Genomic DNA, 17,312 nt, shown 5'->3' with positions numbered 1-17,312 from the left:
ACGGGGGTCGAAACCTCTCCGTCCTACCGTGGACGCATGCTCATCACCCGAAACTCCGAGGCCCTGGCGGTGTTGTCCGACCCGCTGCGGGCGCCGGCCCCGGTCGAGGCGGGCGCGCCCCGGGGCACCCTGGCCTGGTTGCGCGGCCAGGTCTCCCGGTTCGCCTCCGGCGCGGCCCACGCCGAACGCCGGGCCGCGGTCACCGCGGTGCTCGACCGGCTCGACCCGCACGTCCTGCGGCAGGCTGCGGCGCGTCTGAGGCACGAACCGCCGGAGCGGGTGGCGGTGCTGGTGCTCGGTGCGGCCCTCGGGGTCGAGGACCTGGAGACGCTGGCCGGTCAGGTCGCGGCGGCGGCGCGGGGCTACCTGTCCGGCGAGGCGGACGCCGAGGCCGACGCGGCGGTGGCCGAGCTCATCGGCCGCCTCCCGATCGCCGAGCTGACCGTCCTGCTCCAGGCGCACGCCGCCACCGGCGCCCTGCTGGCCGCCGCGGCCGGCCGGGACCTCGACGAGGTCCTGCGCGACGACCCGCCGGTGCGGGTGCTGCGGCGCGAGGGCGTCGAGATCGACGTGCCGGCCGCCAACCAGGACGGCCCCTGCCTCACCTTCGGGTACGGCCCGCGCGCCTGCCCCGGCCAACCCCACGCCCGCGCCATCGCCGAAGGCTGGCTGAGCCGATGAGCCCTACCCGCGCCACCGCCACCCCTACACCGGAAAGGTCGTTGAGCCGATGACCGCCGCCTCTCCCGCGCAGGCGTTCGCGCTGCTGCACCGGCCCGGTGACCCGCTGGTGCTGCCGAACGCCTGGGACTACGCCTCGGCCGCGCTGCTGGCCGCCCACGGCTTCCCGGCGGTCGCCACCACGAGCCTCGGTGTGGCCGCCGTGCACGGCCTGCCGGACGGCCAGGAGGCCACCCGCGACCAGGCCGTCGCCCTCGCCGGACTGCTGACCAGGCTGCCGGTGCTGGTCACCGTGGACGCCGAGAACGGCTACAGCGACGACCCGGCGAAGGTGGCCGAGCTGGTCACGACCCTGCGCGACCTGGGCGTCGCCGGGGTCAACCTGGAGGACGGCAAGCCCGACGGCACCCTGCGCGACGTCGGGCACCAGCGCGAGATCCTCGCCGCCGCCTGCGGTCAGGGCGTGTTCGTCAACGCCCGCACCGACACCTGCTGGCTGGGCACCGGCGACACCCTGGAGCGCGCCGAGGCCTACGCCCTGGCCGACGGCCTGTTCGTGCCCGGCCTGACCGACCCCGAGGCGGTCGCCGCCGTGGTGGCGGTCACGCCCCGGCCGCTCAACGTGCTCTACCAGCCCGGCGGTCCCTCGGTGGCCGAGCTCGCGGCGGCCGGGGCGGCGTGCATCAGCATGGGCTCGCTCCTGTACCGCGCCGCCCTGCGCACCGCGCTGGCGACCGTACTGGAGCTTAGGGGCGAGCCCGCGCCCGCCCTGCCCACCGCCGCGGAAATCGTGCGGATGCTCGCCGAACCGCGATAATCGGGGCATGCGGCTGGAGATCCTGGGTCCCGTCCGTGCCGGTGAGGCCGAGGTGGGCGGTCCGCGGGTGCGGGCCCTGCTGGTGCTCCTGGCGCTGGAGGCGGGCCGGATCGTGCCCGCCGACCGCCTCATCGACGGCCTGTACGGCGAGCGCCCCCCTGAGGACGCGGCCAACGCGCTCCAGTCTCAGGTCTCGCGGCTGCGCCGCGCCCTGGGCCGGGAGCTGATCGAGCACCACCCCGCCGGGTACCGGTTGGCCGTCGACCCGCTGGAGGTCGATCTGCACCGCTTCGAGCGCCTGGCCGCCGAGGGCCGCCGGGCCCGGGGCGAGGGCGACCCCGAGCGGGCGGCGGCGCTGCTCGGCGAGGCGCTGGCGTTGTGGCGTGGCCGTCCCGAAGTGCCCGAGACGCAGGCCACCCGGCTGGAGGAGCTGCGCCTGGCCGCGGTGGAGGACGAGGTGCGGGCTCGGCTCGACCTGGGCGGCCACCGCGAGCTGGTCGCCAGGCTGAGCGAGCTCGTCCGGCTGCACCCGCTGCGCGAGGGGCTGCGCGCTTTGCTGATCCGCGCGCTGTACGGCAGCGGGCGGCAGGCCGACGCGCTGGCCGTCTTCGAGGAGGGCCGCCGCATCCTCGACGAGGAGCTGGGCGTCGAGCCCGGCCCCGAGCTGGCCGCCGCGCAGCTCGCCGTGCTGCGGGCCGATCCCGCGCTCGGCGCCGTCCGGAACGCTCCCGTCCCGCCCGCCCGGGTGGGCCTGCGCGCCCAGCTCACCAGCTTCGTCGGCCGCTCCGGCGACCTGGCCCGGCTGGCGACGCTGCTGACCACCAGCCGCCTGGTCACGCTGATCGGGCCGGGCGGGGCGGGCAAGACCCGGCTGGCCGTCGAGGCCGCGGCGGCGGAGCCGGGCGACGTCACGCTGGTCGAGCTGGCCCCGGTGCCGGACGGTTCGCAGCTCACCGCTGCCGTGCTGGACGCGCTCGGGGTGCGCGAGTCGCTGCGCAGCGACGTGCCCACGCCCGACCCCGCCGCGCGGCTGATCACGGCCCTGGCCGGGCGGCGGCTGCTGCTGGTCCTGGACAACTGCGAGCACGTCGTCGACGCCGCCGCCGGCCTGGCCGACCGGCTGCTGGCCACCTGTCCCGACCTGCGCGTGCTGGCCACCAGCCGGGAGGCGCTGGCGATCACCGGCGAGGCCGTGCACCCGGTCACGCCGCTCAAGCCGCCGCCGCCCGGGCTGCCCGCGGCCGAGGCCCTCACCTACCCGGCCGTGCGGCTGTTCGCCGACCGGGCCGCCGCGGTCCGGCCCGAGTTCGCGGTGGACGAGGCGACCGTCGAGCACGTGACGCGGATCTGCCGGGCGCTGGACGGGCTGCCGCTGGCGATCGAGCTGGCCGCCGCGCGGCTGCGCACTCTGCCGCTGGGCGAGCTGGCCGGACGGCTCGACGACCGCTTCCGGCTGCTGGCCCGCGGCAGCCGTACCGCCCTGCCCCGACACCAGACGTTGCGCGCGGTGGTGGCGTGGAGCTGGGACCTGCTCGACCCGGAGGAGCAGGCGCTGGCCAGGCGGCTGACCGTGTTCGTCGGCGGCGCGAGCCTGGAGGCGGCCGAGCGGGTCTGCGGGCTGCCGGAGGAGCTGCTGCACTCGCTGGTGGACAAGTCGCTGGTGGCGGAGGTGGACGGCCGCTACCGGATGCTGGAGACGATCCGCGCGTTCTGCGCCGAGCACCTGGCCGAGGCCGGTGAGGTCGAGGCGACCCGGCGCGCGCACGCCGCCTTCTACCTGGAGCTGGCCCAGCGCGCCGATCCGCACCTGCGCGGGGGCGAGCAACTGGAGTGGCTGGCGCTGCTCGACGCCGAGAGCGACGACCTGCGGGCGGCGCTGGGCTGGGCGATCTCCGCCGGGGAGGTGGCGTTCGGGCTGCGGCTGGTGACGGCGGTGGCCTGTTACTGGTGGTTGCGCGGGCACCGGCTGATCAGCGCCGAACTCGTCGGCGAGCTGCTCGGCCTGGTCGGCCCCGAGCCGCCTCCGGGCCTGTGGGAGGAGTACGCGATGTGCGTGCTCATCGCGGGCTGGACCGGCCGGCCGACGCCCGAGCTGACCGAGCGCCTGCGGCGGCTGCGGGCCGAGGTGTCGATCAAGAACTTCCCGTACCGGGTGGAGTTCCTGTCGATGTTCCTGTCGATGTTCACCGGACCGCCGGACGATCTGGTCGTGGACGACCTGGTCAACTACCCGCGCGAGGGGCTCAGCCCGTGGATCTGCGCGCTCACCCACATCGGGCCCGCCTTCGTCTGGGTCAACACGGGCGAGACCGAGCTGGCCAAGCAGGCCCTGCGCGAGGGGCTGGCCGCCTTCACCGAGATCGGCGACCGCTGGGGCACCACGCTGGCGCTGTCCGGGCTGGGCGACCTGGCCTTCCAGAGCGGCGACCACGCCGAGGCGCTGCGGCTGGCCGAGCGGGGCGGCGTGCTGGCCAGGGAGCTCGGCTCGGGGGCGGACGAGGCCGAGTACCTCGCGCGCAAGGCCGACTGCCTGCTGTTGCTGGGCGAGCTGGAGCAGGCGCGCGAGAGCTTCCAGGCGTCGGTGGAGCTGTCCAGGCGCGCCGGCGCGGCCGACGGCCTGGCCCGGGCGCTCATCGGGCTCGGCGAGGTGGAACTGGCCGCCGGGCACAGCGGGGCCGGTCGGACGCTGCTGGAGCAGGCGCTGGCCGAGTGCCCGGACGCCTGGTACAGCGCGGAGGAGCTCAAGCAGCGGGCCCAGCTCGCGCTGGCCCGCGCCGACCTGGCCGACGGCGAGCCGCGGACCGCGCTGCGGCGGTGCGTGGACGTGCTGGCCTGGGGGGTGGCGGGCAACGCGGGCGTGGCGGTGCTGGCCATGAAGCGGCTCGGCGAGGTGGTGGAGGCCTGCGGCGACGCCGAGCTGGCCGCGCGGCTGCCGCAGCTCTCCCCCGCCGAGGCCCTGGCCCTGCTCCGCCTCCGGAAGGACGGTGAGCGGGCGGTCAGCGGGCGGTAGGCGGCCGGTCAGCGGTGCGCCCGACGCTGAGGACATGCGAAACAAATGGGCCGTCCTGGCCATCGCGTGCACCGCGACCCTGCTGCTGTCCATCGACCTGACCGTGCTCCATCTGGCGCTCCCCCGGCTGGTGGGCGACCTGGGCGCGACCTCGACCCAGCTCCTGTGGATCGGCGACATCTACGGCTTCGCCCTCGCCGGCCTGCTGATCACCATGGGCAACGTGGGCGACCGCATCGGCCGCAAGAAGTTGTTGCTCCTGGGCACCGTCGCCTTCGGCGTGGCCTCCGTCGTGACCGCCTACGCCCCCAACCCCGAACTGCTCATCGCCGCCCGCGCGCTGCTCGGGGTGGCCGGGGCGACGATCATGCCGTCCACGCTCTCCATCGTGCGCGACGTGTTCACCGAGCCCGGCGAGCGGACCATGGCCGTGGGCATCTGGAGCGGCATGGCCGCCGGCGGCTTCGCGCTCGGGCCGGTCATCGGCGGGGTGTTGCTGGACCACTTCTGGTGGGGGTCGGTGTTCCTGGTCAACGTGCCGGTCACCGCCGTGCTGGTGGTGGCGGGGGCGTTGATCCTGCCCGAGTCGCGCAACCCGCGTCCGGGCCGGATCGACCTGCTCAGCGTGCTGCTGTCGGTCACCGGCGTGGTGGGCGTCATCTACGCGATCAAGGAACTCGCCGACCGCGGTCTCGGCCACTTCCCCGGCCAGGTGGCGGCGGTCGTCGGCGTCGTGGCCCTGGTGCTGTTCTGCCTGCGCCAGGTACGGCTCGCCGAACCGCTGATCGAGCTGCGCCTGTTCCGCCGCCGCGCCTTCAGCGCCTCCATCGCCACCAACCTGCTGGCCATCTTCGCGATGATGGCGATGAACCTGGTCTCGGTCTGGTATTTCCAGATGGTGCTCGGCTGGTCCCCGCTCCAGGCGGGCCTCGGCAGCCTGCCCGGCGCGCTGGCGGCGGCCGGCGGCGGAGCGCTGGCCCCGGTGCTGATCGCCCGGCTGGGCCGCAACGGCCTGGTGGCCGCCGGCCTGCTGCTGGCGGCCGCCTCCTTCGCCTACTACTACACGCTCGGGCTGGAGCTGAACTACCTGCTCCTGGTCGGCCCGATGATGCTCGGCGGCATCGGCATCGGCTTCATCTTCACCGTCAACAACGACAACGTGCTGGCGACCGCGCCCCGCGAGCGGGCCGGGGCCGCGGCGGCGATCTCGGAGACCTCTTTCGAGCTGGGCGGCGCGCTGGGCATCGCGGTGCTCGGCACGGTGCTCAACACCGCCTACACCAGCGCGATGACCGGGCCGGAGGCGGCCAGGGAGTCGCTGGCCGGCGCGATCGAGGTGGCCGCGACGCTGCCCGCCGAGCAGGCCGGGCCGCTGCTGACCATGGCGCGGCAGGCGTTCGTCGACGGCATGCACGTCACCGCGCTAGTGACCGCCGCGATCCTGGCCGGCGTGGCTCTCCTGGCGTACTTCGGCCTGCGCGGCGTGCCCAAGGTCATCCCGGAGGAGCTGCTGTCCCACTAGCGAGCGGCGGCGCAGCAGCACCAGCAGGGCGGCCAGGCCGGTCATGGCGGGCGGCACCACGAAGGCCACCGACGGCCCGAAGTGGTCCACCAGCTGGCCGGCCAGCGCCGCGCCGGTCGCGATGCCCAGGCCGATGGCGCCGTTCAGCCAGGTGAAGGACTCGGTGCGCACCTCGTCGGGGACCAGGCCGTCGATGATGGTGTAGCCCGTGATCACCACGGGGGCGATCACGAAGCCGGCCAGGGCGGCTCCGCCGTACAGCAGGGCACCGGTGTTGGCGACCAGCAGCGCGGAGGTGGCGGCGGCCAGCAGGAGCAGACCGGCGCCGAGCCGGACGTGGGCGGGGATGCGCCAGCGGATGAGGCCGTAGAGCAGGCCGCCGACGACGCTGGCGCCGGAGAAGCTGCCGTAGACGGTGCCCGCCTGGGCGCCGGCGGTGGCGGTGATGCCGACCTGGAGGCTGCCGAAGACCGAGCCCATCGCCAGGAAGGCGGCGGCGAGCAGGGCGACGCCGCGCAGGCGCAGCACGCCGCCGCTGGAGCGCACCTTGACCGGCATCGGCTCGGGCGCGCCGAGCCGGACCGAGGCGAAGATCACCGTGCCGGCCACCACCAGCACCACGGCGGCCAGCAGCGCCACCACGGGCGAGAAGCCGGTGGACAGCGCCACCAGCAGCACGGGGGCCAGGGTGAAGGTCAGCTCGTCGGTGATGGACTCCACCGCGAAGGCGGTGCCCAGCAGGGGCGAGCCGCTCAGCGTGTGCGACCAGCGGGCCCGGACCATCGCGCCGACCTGCGGCACCGAGGCGCCGGCGAGCGCGGCGGCGAGCACGAGCAACGGGACGGAGGCGTGCGCGGCGGCCAGGGCCAGCAGCGAGCCGAAGGCCAGCGCGTGCACCGCCACCTGCGGGAACAGCACCCGGGCCTGGCCGAACCGGTCGGCCAGCTTGCCGGTCTGCGGACCGACCAGCGCCTGGGCGACCGCCGCGGCGGCCGAGGCGATGCCGGCCGCGCCGTAGGAGCCGGTGGACCACTCCACCAGCAGCAGGATGCCCAGTTGGACCATCGCGTACGGCAGCCGGGCGATCAGCGCGGGCACCAGGAAGCGCCAGGCTCCGGGCGTGCGCAGGACGTTCAGATAGGACTTCATCTCTACCCCTCGTGAGATCACAGACCGGGGTAGATACCGAAACGTCGGCCGCCTTGCGGTCAATCAGGACAACGCATCAGTCTACAGAAGTCATCCCGGGCGCCCAAAAGACCCGACCTGGGGAGGGGGTGGCCGCAACCCAGGGGGCGCCAGCCCACCGGGTGGCCGCAACCCAGGGGGGCCAGCCCACCGGGTGGCCGCGACCCAGAGGGGCCAGCCCACCGGGTGGCCCGCCACCCAGGGGGCACCAGCCTGCCCGGGTCAGGGTCAGGGGCGGGCGGGGCAGGTGCGGGTGCGGGGCTGGCGCAGCCCGTCCAGGCGGCTTCCGAGCAGCCGGGCCAGGCCCTCGATCGCCTGGATGCCGCGGCCCTCGCCCGGCTGCAGGTCGGTCTGCACCGCCAGCAGCAGGTCGCGGCCGGGCCCGGTGATGCGGCCGTAGCTGGTGACCGCCCAGGTGTGGTGCACGAAGGGCCGGGGCGTCCAGCCGTTCTTGAGCGCCACCCGATCGCCCGGCCGGGCCGCGGCGCTCACGCCCCACGCCTGGTCGCGGGCGACCTTGCTCATCAGCGACAGGATCAGCGCGCGATCGCTGCCAGTGAGCCCGCCGCCGCCCTTGACCAGCAGCTTCAGCAGCCGGATCCGGTCGGCGGGACTGGTGTTGGTGCCGCCCCAGAACCGCGAGGGCCCGGGCACGGTCTCGCGCAGGCCCGCGCGCCGGTAGAAGGCGCCCATGCCGGAACCGCCGCCCACCCGCCACCACAACGCGTCGGCGGCGTGGTTGTCGCTCTCCCGGATCATGCGTTCGGCCAGGTCGCGCTCGTGGCCGGCCAGGCGGTCGCGGCGTGTCATCAGCGCGCTCAGGATGTCCACCTTGGCGCCGCTGGCGGTGATCATGCCGTTCTCGTGCTCCCGGTGGCCGAAGCTCGCGCCGGTCACCAGGTCGTGGGCGCTGAAGACCACCCGGCCCGGCTGGCGGGCCACGTAGCGGTCGAGGTCGCGGGCCAGTTTCGCGGCCGCCGCCCGTTCGGCCGCGGCGTCGCGGTAGGACCAGAAGCAGGGCGCCTTGACCTCGCGCACCAGGAAGCCCACCGGCGTGGCCGGTTGGGTGCCGCAGGCCGTGGCCACGACGGACCAGGCGGCGAACGCCGCGACGTGCCGAGCACGCATGCCGTACCCCCCGAAACGATCTCATTCCGGGGGTCAGGTGATCACTTCCCCACCTGGGGACTTGTCACACTTCAGAGGTGCTCGCGAAGGAAGTCGGCGGTCGCGGTCACCGCCTGGGTGACGTACGGCTCGGCGTCGTACAGGTCGATGTGCCGGCGGGCGTCCAGCCAGACCAGGCGCTTGGGCTCGTCGAGCCGCTTGAAGGCCTCCTCCGCGCCCTCCGGCGAGCAGAACCGGTCGATCACGCCGTGCACGATCAGGGCGGGCTTGGGCGACAGGAAGTCGGCGCCCATCATGTTGTCCATGGTGACGAGCTCGCGGATGCTGGCCCGGGTGACCTGGTTGCGCCAGGAGGGCGCGGCCCCGCGCTCGGTGCCGTAGTAGGCGTAGGGCTCGTCGCCGGGCATGGCCGCCTCGCCCGTCTCGGCGACGGCCGGCACGTACTCCACCGGCCCGCCCCGGTCCTGGCGTTCGAGCACCTCGGTGAACTCGCGCAACGCCGCCTGGTAGTCCATGCCGGCGCGCATGCCGTAGGGGTTGTTGTAGGCCCCGGCGATGCCCGCGAAGACCTTGACCCGGGGGTCGAAGGCGGCGAACTTCAGCGCGTACCCGGCGCCGAGGCAGATGCCGACCGCGCCGATCCGCTCCGGGTCGACCTCGGGGCGTCCGCGCAGGAAGGAGACCGCCGCGCGCAGGTCGTGCAGCTTGCCCTGCGGGTCCTCGTGGCAGCGCGGCTCGCCGCCCGACTCGCCCCAGGTGCGGTGGTCGAAGGCCAGCGTCGCGTAGCCGTGGCCGGTCAGCAGCTCGGCGTAGCGGCCGGTGACCTGCTCGCGCACGCCGGTGAAGGGTCCGGTCAGGACCAGCGCCGGGTGCGGGCCCTCGCCCTCGGGCAGCCGCAGCTCGCCGGCGAGCCCGATCCCGTCGCTCGTGAAGTCCACTCTCATGGGCACCAGCATGCAGGGCCGGAACCTGGCGTTCCAATCTGCTGGGCGAAAGTACGTAACGTAGCCATCTGATTCCTCTATGTATCGTCCATGGGGGATCACACCAGACGGCCCGACTGGCGCCGGCGCGGGCTGACCGGGCTGGCGGTGCTGACCGCGGTCTCGGTGACGCTCTTCGCGCTCGATCGCGACTCGGCGTGCGCGGACCCGGAACCACCGGCCCGCTCGGGCAACGCCTACGTCTACCACCCGGGCACCGGCAGCGGGAACTGCTCGCTGGGTGAGCAGGCGCGCGGCGGCCTGTACGCCTCGGTGGCGTCGGGCGAATACGCGGGCTCGCTGGCCTGCGGCACCTACCTGGCGGTCGCCGGGCCGCGCGGCATCGTCCGCGTCCAGGTGGTGGACCGCTGTCCCGGCTGCCGGGTGGGCGACCTCGACCTGAACAGCGCCGCCTTCGCGCGCCTCACCGACCGCAGCACGGGCACGGCGAAGATCGCCTACCGGCAGATCCGCGACCCGGCCCCCAGCCGGGCGCTGGCCTTCCGCGTCAAGAGCGGCTCCAGCCGCGGCTGGACCGCGATCCAGGTGCTCGACCACGGCAATCCGATCAGCGCGGTCGAGCTGCGCGACGGCGACGGCTGGCGTGGCCTGACGCGCGGCAGCGACAACTACTGGGTCACCGCGGAAGGGGTCGGCCGTGACCGCTTCGACCTGCGGGTGCGCGACGTCTACGGCCATCGCCGCACCGCCGCCGGGCTCAGGCTCGCCCCCGGCAAGGTGCAGACCACCGACGTCAAGCTGTACGGCGGGCCGGTCCGTGAGCTGGCGCCGCTGCCGACCCCGCTGCCCAGCCTGTCGCCGGAACGCGAGAGCCGGCCGCGGCCCCGGCCGCCGGAGCCCTCCCCGGTGACCGCCAGCCGACCGCTCGACCGGTGCTGACCCCCTAGGCCGGGGTACGGCAGGCGGGGTGAGCCGCCTGCCGTACCCCTCGATCCCGGATCAGGAGTCGAATCCGAGCCCGAACCGGTCGAGCGTGCGCAGCCACAGGTTGCGCCTGCCCTCCCGGCGGTCGGCCTGGGCGATGGACCAGCGGGTGAGCTGGATCGCCGCCGACCGCAGCGGCTCGGGCGGGAAGGGCACCGGCTTCTCCCTCACCATCTGCAGCCGGGTGCGCTCGGTCTCCTTGCCGTCGAGCAGGTCGAGCATCACGTTGGCGCCGAACCGGGTCGCGGCCACGCCCAGGCCCGTGTAACCGACCGCGTAGGCCAGCCTGGAGTTGTAGGCGGTGCCGTAGAAGGCCGAGTAGCGGCTGCACGTGTCGATGACCCCGCCCCAGCGGTGGGAGAAGCGCACGTCCTCCAACTGCGGGAAGGTCTCGTAGAAGTGCCCGGCGAGCTTGCGGAAGGTCTCGTCGCGCTGGTCGTAGGCGGACTTGATCCGGCCACCGGAGTAGTAGACGGCGTCGTAGCCGCCCCACAGGATGCTGTTGTCGTCGGCGATCCGGTAGTAGTGGAACTGGTAGGCGTTGTCCCCCATGCCCTGGCGGTGTTCCCAGCCGATCGACGCGCGCTGCTCGGGTGTGAGCGGCTCGGTCATCAGGGCGTAGTCGTACACCGGCACCACGTAGTACTTCAGCCGCTTGAGCAGCGGGGAGAAGACGCCGGTGCCGAGGGCCACGCGCGCGGCGCGGACCTTGCCGTACTGGGTGGTGAGCTCCAGTGAGTTGGCCGAGCGGTCGAGGCCGAGGACGGCCGAGTGCTCGTAGATGCGCACCCCGAGCGACAGGCACGCCTGCCGCAGGCCCCAGGCCAGCCGGGCCGGGTCGAGCATGGCGCAGTCGCCGCGCTCCCACAGGCCGCCGAGGTAGGTGGGCGAGTTGACCTCGGCCCTGGCCTCCTCGGCGCTCAGGAGCGAGATGTCCATGCCCAGTTCGCGCCCTATCGTGTACGCCTCTTCGAAGCCGTCGAGCTGCCAGGGCTCGGTGGCGACGTTCATCTCGCCGGTGCGCTCCCAAGAGCAGTCGATGTCGTAGCGGCGGATGGTCTCCTCGATCTCGTCGAGGTTCTGGATGCCCATCCGGTAGAGCTGCCCGATCTCCTGCGGCCAGCGTTCGAGGCCGTTCTCCAGGCCGTGGGTGAGGCTGGCGTGGCAGAAGCCCCCGTTGCGGCCCGTGGCCGCCCACCCCACCGTCTGCGCTTCGAGCAGGACGACGTCGCGCGACGGGTCGCGCTCCTTGGCCAGTAGCGCGGTCCACAGTCCCGAGAAGCCGCCGCCGATGACGGCGAGGTCGGCGGTCGTCGGCCCGAACAAGCGGGGCAACGTCTCGGGTTCGGCCGGATCCTCATCCAGCCAGTACGGCTTGCGCTCCGCGTCAGCAAGAGCCTTCAGCGGATCCACAAATCTCACATCCCTGTCGTGAGTAAAAGAAAGTTTTTTCGTTGATTGCCCGATCAGTCAGTTGACCGCGCGCGGGTTCCCCCCGCCTGGATCCGATCTCGCCTCCCTGTTCCTTGCCTGGGTGAGGGCCCGTGGCGATCCACGGACCCGCCTTGGGGCCCGGCTGTCAGGCCCTGCGCCGAGCCGCGATCGAGTTGGCGACCGCGATCAGCACCCCGATACCAAAGATTAGCGTCCCCATCACATTGACCTGGGGCGGGATGCCGGTTTTCACCGAACCCACGATCCACAGGGGGAAGGTCATCGTCGAGCCGTTGACGAAACTGGTGACCACGTAGTCGTCGATGGACAACGCGAAGGCGAGCATGCCTCCGGCGGCCACGCCGGGCAGGATCGCGGGCAGGGTGACCTGCCGGAAGGTGCCCCACGGCGAGGCGCCGAGGTCCTTGGCCGCCTCTTCGAGCGACGGGTCGAGGGTCAGCACCCGCGCCCGTACGGTCACCGTCACGAACGACAGCGAGAACAGCACGTGCGCGATGATGATCGTGACCGCGTCGCGCGGCAGGTTGGCCGAGACGAACAGCGACAGCAGCGAGGCGCCCATCACCAGCTCCGGCGTGGAGATGGCGGCGAAGACCAGGAAGTTGGTCGCGCCCTGCCCGCGGAAGCGGTGGCGGCCGAGCGCCAGGCCCAGCATGGTGCCGATGACGACGGTGACGACGGTGGCGGCCAGCGCGATCAGCAGGGAGTTGACCAGCGCGCCGGTGAGGCCTTCGATCTCGAAGAGCTTGCCGTACCACTTGAGGGTGAAGCCCTGCCAGGTGGTGTTGGACTTGCTCTGCTTGTCGTTGAAGCCGAACAGGACCATCACCGCGATCGGCGACGACAGCCAGATGATGATCAGCCAGGTGTAGAGCTTGAGGAAGCCGCCGTTCTTCATCGGGCCGCCGCCTCCAGCACGTTCTCGGTGCCCAGCGCCTTGGCGTAGGTGAAGATCCCGATCAGCAGCACGGCCATCAGGGTGAAGGACAGCGCCGAGGCGGTCGGGTACTGGGCGTTGGTCAGGTACTCGGTCTGGATGATGTTGCCGATCATGGTGTTCTGGGTGCCGCCGAGCACCGCCGCGTTGATCGGGTCGGCCACCGCCGGGACGAAGGTCATCAGCACGCCGGCGAAGACGCCCGGCAGCGAGAGCGGGAGCACGACCTTGCGGAAGGTGGTGGTCTTCGTGGCGTAGAGGTCCTGGGAGGCCTCGATCACCCGGGGGTCCACGCGCTCCAGGCCCACGTAGATCGGCAGGATCATGAAGGGCAGCCAGTTGTAGGTCAGCCCCGCGATCACCGCGAACGAGGTGGCCAGCACGTGGAAGTCGGCGGGGAGCAGCCCCCAGCCCTTCAGCGTCCCGAACAGGATGCCGTCGTCGGCCAGCAGGAATCCCCAGGAGATGGTCCGCAGCACGAACGAGACGAAGAAGGGCAGGAGCAGCAGGAACAGGTAGACGGACTTGCGGGCGCCGCCCTTGAAGGCGATCCAGTAGGCCACCGGATAGCCCAGCACCAGCATCGCCACCGTGGCGGCCGCGCCGTACCACAGGGATCTGAGCAACTGGGGGCTGTTGCGGCTGATCGCGTCGGTGTAGTTCGCGAAGGTGAAGGTCTGCTGGAAGCCGTCGATGACGTTGCCCGTCTGGGTGGAGACGGAGGCCATCGCGGCCAGCGGCACGACCAGGAAGATCGCGAGCCACAGCCAGGCCGGCAGGGCGAGCAGGTAGGGGGTGAGACGGCGCCGCATGGGTCAGGCCTGCGTGATCGACTGGAAGACGCGGTTGTAGACCTGCTCCTCGGCCGTGGTCAGCGTCCGGTAGGAGCGCAGCTTGGCGTAGTCCTCCTCGGAGGGGAAGATCAGCGGGCTCTCGATCATCAGGTCGAGCGCCTCCTTGTCCTCGCCCTTCGCCTCGGCGGCCTTCTGCTTGAGGATGTCCACCACGCCGTTGACCGGGGAGATGTACTGGATGAACTCCTCCAGTTCGGCGGCGACCGCCGGCTGGTAGAGGTGGTCCATGAGCATCAGCGCGTCGACGGGGTTGGCCGCGCCCTTGGGGATGAGCATGTTGTCGGTCCAGATCGTGCCGCCTTCCTGGGGCACGATGAACTTGACCGGCTCGCCGGCGAGCTGGCGCTGGAAGACGTCGCCCGACCAGGCCATGGTCAGCCAGACGTCGCCCTTGGCGACGGCGTCGATGTAGCCCTGGTCGTAGTACTTGCGGACCAGGCCGTCGTCACGCTGCTTCTTCAGCAGCTCGCCGGCCTTGTTCCAGTCGGCCTCGGTGGACTTCTCCGGGTCGACGCCGATGGCGAAGCAGCCGAAGTTGCCGATCTCCTGGGCGTCGGCCATCATCCCGACCCGGCCCTTGTACTTGGGGTCGAACAGGGACTGGATGCTGGTGATGTCTTCCTTGACGTACTTGGTGTTGTACGCGATGCCGGTGATGCCGCTGGTGTAGGGCACGGTGTACTTGTTGCCGGGGTCGTAGGCCCGGTTCTTGTACTTCTCCCCCGCGTTGGCGGCGAAGTTCGGCAGCTGCTTGTGGTCGAGCTCGACGACGAAGCCGAGGTCGATCATGTGCTGGAGCTGCACGCCGTTGGTCATGACGACGATGTCGTAGCCCAGCGACTGGCCGGCCTGGAGCACCGGGCGGACCTTCCCGAAGAACTCCGCGTTCTCCTGGATGACCTCCTTGTACTCGTAGGCGATCCCGGTGGCCTGCTGGAACTGCTTGAGCGGCGCCTGGCCCTCGGGCATGTACTCCGGCCAGTTGGCGAAGACGACCTTGCCGTTCTTCTTCTGCTGGGACCAGAAGTCCTTGACCGCCTCGGGCTTGGGGCTGTTCTGCGCCTTCTGGCCCTGGACACCGCAGGCCGCGAGCGCCAGACCGGCGGCCGACAAACCAGCAAGCTTCAGGACATTTCGCCGGGTGCGGGGCTGGGTCATCCCGCGAAGCATGAGGGGATCCATCAAGTTCCAATCACGTGCTGATTACGTACGAGTGCTGCGGCTGCCACGACAGCCACACCGAGTCGCCCCGTTCCGCCGTGGTCGTGGCGTCGACCGCGTTCTGCTGGAACACCGTGACCTCGGCGCCGTCCGCCAGGCGGACGGTGTAGCTGTTATACGTCCCTAGATAGACCACTTCGGCCACCTGGCCGGGCACGGCGCTCAGCCCGGAGACGGGCTCGTCGGTGCCGATGGTGATCTTCTCGGGCCGTACGGTGACCGTCACGTCCCCTTCGTGCCCGGTCACGAGCACTCTGCCGTTCCCGATCTTGAGCTCGCCCCCGCTCACCGGCCCGGACAGAAGATTAGATGTCCCAATAAATCCGGCTACGAAGGCCGTGGCGGGCCGCTCGTAGATCTCCCTGGGCGAGTCGAGCTGCTCGACCAGGCCGTCCTTCATCACCGCGATGCGGTCGCTCATGGTGAGCGCCTCGCTCTGGTCATGGGTGACGTAGACGAAGGTGATGCCCACCTCGCGCTGGATGCGCTTCAGCTCCAGTTGCATCGCCTGCCGGAGCTTGAGGTCGAGCGCGCCGAGCGGCTCGTCCAGCAGCAGGGCGCGCGGGTGGTTGACCAGCGCGCGGGCCAGGGCGACCCGCTGCTGCTGGCCGCCGGACATCTCGCGCGGCCGCCGCTTCTCGCGCCCGGTCAGGTCGACGATCTCCAGCATCTCCCCGACGCGCCGCTTGATGTCGGCGGCCGGGACCTTCTTCTGCTTGAGCCCGAAGGCCACGTTGTCCCACACGCTCATGTGCGGGAAGAGCGCGTAGGACTGGAAGACCATGTTCACGTCGCGCCGGTTCGGGGGGACGTTGGTGACGTCCTGGCCGTAGAGCCGCACCACGCCGCGCGTGGGCTCCTCGAACCCGGCGATCATCCGCATGGTCGTGGTCTTGCCGCAACCGGACGGGCCGAGGAGGGAGAAGAACTCCCCCTCGGCGATGTCCAGCGTCACGCCCTTCACAGCCTGGACGACTTCGCCGTGCGACGTGTATTCCTTGACGACGCCGTCAAGCTGGATCGCGTGCAATGCAGACTCCAAATGTGCTGAGTCGCGAGTATCGGTCATTCCCCGATGTAGTGCATGACGTGCTTGACCCGGGTGTAGTCGTGCAGGCCGAAGACCGACAGGTCCTTGCCGTAACCCGAGTGCTTGAAGCCGCCGTGCGGCATCTCGCTGACGAACGGGATGTGCGTGTTCACCCAGACGACGCCGAAGTCGAGCCGGTTGGACATGCGCATGGCGCGGCCGTGGTCGGAGGTCCACACCGAGCCGGAGAGCCCGTACTGCACGCCGTTGGCCTTGGCCAGGGCGTCGGCCTCGTCGGAGAAGGTCTGCACGGTGATGACCGGGCCGAAGATCTCGTTCTGCACCATCTCGTCGTCCTGCTGGAGGCCGTCCACGACGGTGGGAGCGAAGAAGTAGCCCTTGTCGCCGACGCGGTGGCCGCCGGTGAGCACCTTGGCGTGCGCGGGCAGCCGCTCGAAGAAGGCGCTGACCCGGGCGAGCTGGTTCTCGTTGTTGAGCGGGCCGAACAGCGCGTCCTCGTTGCCCAGGTCGCCGGTGACGGTGTCCGCGGCGGCCTGGGTGAGGGCGGCCACGAACTCGTCGTGGATGCTCTCGTGCACCAGCACGCGGCAGGCGGCGGTGCAGTCCTGGCCGGCGTTGTACAGGCCCGCTGTGGCGATCTTCTCGGCGACGTCGGCGATGTTCTTGACGTCCTCGAAGACCACGACCGGCGCCTTGCCGCCGAGCTCCAGGTGGACCCGCTTGAGGTCGTCGGCGGCGCTCTTGGCGACGGCCATGCCCGCGCCGACCGAGCCGGTGATGGCGACCATCGCCGCGGTCGGGTGGCTGACGACCAGCGCGCCGGTCTCGCGGTCGCCGGTGACGACGTTGAAGACGCCGGCCGGCAGCACGCTGCCGATGATCTCGGCCAGCTTGACGGTGGAGACCGGGGTGGTGTCGCTCGGCTTCAGGACGACGGTGTTGCCCGCCGCCAGCGCCGGGGCGATCTTCCACACGGCCATCATCATCGGGTAGTTCCAGGGCGTGACCTGGCCGATGACGCCGATCGGCTCGTGCCGGATGACGCTGGTGTGCTCGGCCAGGAACTCCCCGGCCGTCGGCCCCTCCAGCGTGCGCGCGGCGCCCGCGAAGAAGCGGAAGTGGTCGGCCGCCACCGGCGTCTCGTCCTCGGCCATGCGGGCCCGCGGCTTGCCGGTGTTGCGGCACTCCGCCTCGTTGATCTCGTCGGCCCTGGCCTCGATCGCGTCGGCGACCTTGAGCAGGAGGTTCGCGCGCTCGCCCGGGGTCGTGGCGCCCCAGGTCTCGAAAGCGGCGGCCGCGGCGGCGTAGGCCGCGTCGACGTCCTCCTGCCCGGACACGGGAGCCTGGAGATAGGCCTCGCCGGTGCACGGGTCGATGACGTCGGAGAACCGGCCGCTCTTGGCATCCACGAACTCACCGTTGATGAAGTTCTGCAGACGGGTCAAGATCTGACCTCCTGGTGAGGGTGGCTGGATTGCCGCGACTCTGACAGAGCCGTCAGCTCTGAACAAGGGATTTCG

The 17,312-nt window shown here is 71.7% G+C and carries 14 protein-coding genes; 5 read left to right on the top strand and 9 right to left on the bottom strand.

Annotated elements, in window-relative coordinates:
* The first annotated feature begins 36 nt into the window (after nucleotides 1-36).
* The 4 genes from AB0I67_RS06020 to AB0I67_RS06005 are packed head-to-tail and all read left to right on the top strand — an operon-like array spanning nucleotide 37 to nucleotide 6,030.
* Nucleotides 37-681: a hypothetical protein gene (locus AB0I67_RS06020; RefSeq protein ID WP_357918259.1), complete on the top strand. Its 645-nt coding sequence runs from the start codon at nucleotides 37-39 to the stop codon at nucleotides 679-681.
* 49 nt (nucleotides 682-730) lie between these two features.
* Nucleotides 731-1,498: an isocitrate lyase/phosphoenolpyruvate mutase family protein gene (locus tag AB0I67_RS06015; protein WP_357918256.1), complete on the top strand. Its 768-nt coding sequence runs from the start codon at nucleotides 731-733 to the stop codon at nucleotides 1,496-1,498.
* Between the two features lie 7 nt (nucleotides 1,499-1,505).
* The gene (locus AB0I67_RS06010) at nucleotides 1,506-4,508 is read left to right on the top strand and encodes a BTAD domain-containing putative transcriptional regulator (protein ID WP_357918253.1); all 3,003 of its coding nucleotides are present in this window, start codon (nucleotides 1,506-1,508) and stop codon (nucleotides 4,506-4,508) included.
* A 34-nt stretch (nucleotides 4,509-4,542) separates the two neighbouring features.
* Nucleotides 4,543-6,030: an MFS transporter gene (locus AB0I67_RS06005; protein ID WP_357918250.1), complete on the top strand. Its 1,488-nt coding sequence runs from the start codon at nucleotides 4,543-4,545 to the stop codon at nucleotides 6,028-6,030.
* Here AB0I67_RS06005 and AB0I67_RS06000 read toward each other — a convergent pair.
* The 3 genes from AB0I67_RS06000 to AB0I67_RS05990 all read right to left on the bottom strand — a co-directional run bounded on the left by AB0I67_RS06000 (nucleotide 5,932) and on the right by AB0I67_RS05990 (nucleotide 9,290).
* The gene (locus AB0I67_RS06000; protein WP_357918248.1) at nucleotides 5,932-7,179 is read right to left on the bottom strand and encodes an MFS transporter; all 1,248 of its coding nucleotides are present in this window, start codon (nucleotides 7,177-7,179) and stop codon (nucleotides 5,932-5,934) included. The two genes, AB0I67_RS06005 and AB0I67_RS06000, sit on opposite strands and share 99 nt — an antisense overlap.
* A 267-nt stretch (nucleotides 7,180-7,446) precedes the next feature.
* Nucleotides 7,447-8,346, bottom strand: coding sequence for a serine hydrolase (locus AB0I67_RS05995; protein WP_357918246.1), 900 nt, complete (start codon nucleotides 8,344-8,346; stop codon nucleotides 7,447-7,449).
* 71 nt (nucleotides 8,347-8,417) lie between these two features.
* Nucleotides 8,418-9,290 carry an alpha/beta hydrolase gene (locus AB0I67_RS05990; RefSeq protein ID WP_357918244.1) on the bottom strand — a complete coding sequence of 291 codons (873 nt, stop codon included), beginning with the start codon at nucleotides 9,288-9,290 and terminating at the stop codon, nucleotides 8,418-8,420.
* A gap of 90 nt (nucleotides 9,291-9,380) precedes the next feature.
* Between AB0I67_RS05990 and AB0I67_RS05985 the strand changes: the two genes are divergently transcribed.
* Nucleotides 9,381-10,229, top strand: a complete 849-nt coding sequence (locus tag AB0I67_RS05985; protein ID WP_357918241.1) for an expansin EXLX1 family cellulose-binding protein — start codon at nucleotides 9,381-9,383, stop codon at nucleotides 10,227-10,229.
* Between the two features lie 60 nt (nucleotides 10,230-10,289).
* On the opposite strand, the gene AB0I67_RS05980 is transcribed toward AB0I67_RS05985, so the two are convergent.
* The 6 genes from AB0I67_RS05980 to AB0I67_RS05955 all read right to left on the bottom strand — a co-directional run bounded on the left by AB0I67_RS05980 (nucleotide 10,290) and on the right by AB0I67_RS05955 (nucleotide 17,240).
* Nucleotides 10,290-11,687, bottom strand: coding sequence for an FAD-dependent oxidoreductase (locus AB0I67_RS05980; protein ID WP_357918238.1), 1,398 nt, complete (start codon nucleotides 11,685-11,687; stop codon nucleotides 10,290-10,292).
* Between the two features lie 166 nt (nucleotides 11,688-11,853).
* Nucleotides 11,854-12,627 (bottom strand): ABC transporter permease, encoded by a 774-nt coding sequence (locus tag AB0I67_RS05975; protein ID WP_357918235.1) that lies wholly within the window; start codon nucleotides 12,625-12,627, stop codon nucleotides 11,854-11,856.
* On the bottom strand, nucleotides 12,624-13,478 hold the full coding sequence (locus tag AB0I67_RS05970; RefSeq protein ID WP_357918232.1) for an ABC transporter permease: 855 nt from the start codon (nucleotides 13,476-13,478) through the stop codon (nucleotides 12,624-12,626). The genes AB0I67_RS05975 and AB0I67_RS05970 overlap by 4 nt, the downstream gene beginning before the upstream one ends.
* Before the next feature lie 3 nt (nucleotides 13,479-13,481).
* Complete coding sequence (locus AB0I67_RS05965) at nucleotides 13,482-14,678, bottom strand: spermidine/putrescine ABC transporter substrate-binding protein (RefSeq protein WP_357918229.1); 1,197 nt, start codon at nucleotides 14,676-14,678, stop codon at nucleotides 13,482-13,484.
* Between the two features lie 34 nt (nucleotides 14,679-14,712).
* Nucleotides 14,713-15,810 carry an ABC transporter ATP-binding protein gene (locus AB0I67_RS05960; protein WP_357918227.1) on the bottom strand — a complete coding sequence of 366 codons (1,098 nt, stop codon included), beginning with the start codon at nucleotides 15,808-15,810 and terminating at the stop codon, nucleotides 14,713-14,715.
* A complete protein-coding gene (locus AB0I67_RS05955; RefSeq protein ID WP_357918404.1) occupies nucleotides 15,807-17,240 on the bottom strand; it encodes a gamma-aminobutyraldehyde dehydrogenase in 1,434 nt (477 codons plus the stop codon). Before AB0I67_RS05955 ends, AB0I67_RS05960 begins: the two co-directional genes overlap by 4 nt.
* Between the last annotated feature and the right edge of the window lie 72 nt (nucleotides 17,241-17,312).

The organism is Nonomuraea sp. NPDC050310 (assembly GCF_040655795.1).
Lineage (GTDB): Bacteria > Actinomycetota > Actinomycetes > Streptosporangiales > Streptosporangiaceae > Nonomuraea.
Note: the sequence above shows the minus strand (reverse complement) of the source record. Positions and strands in the feature narration are given on the sequence as shown.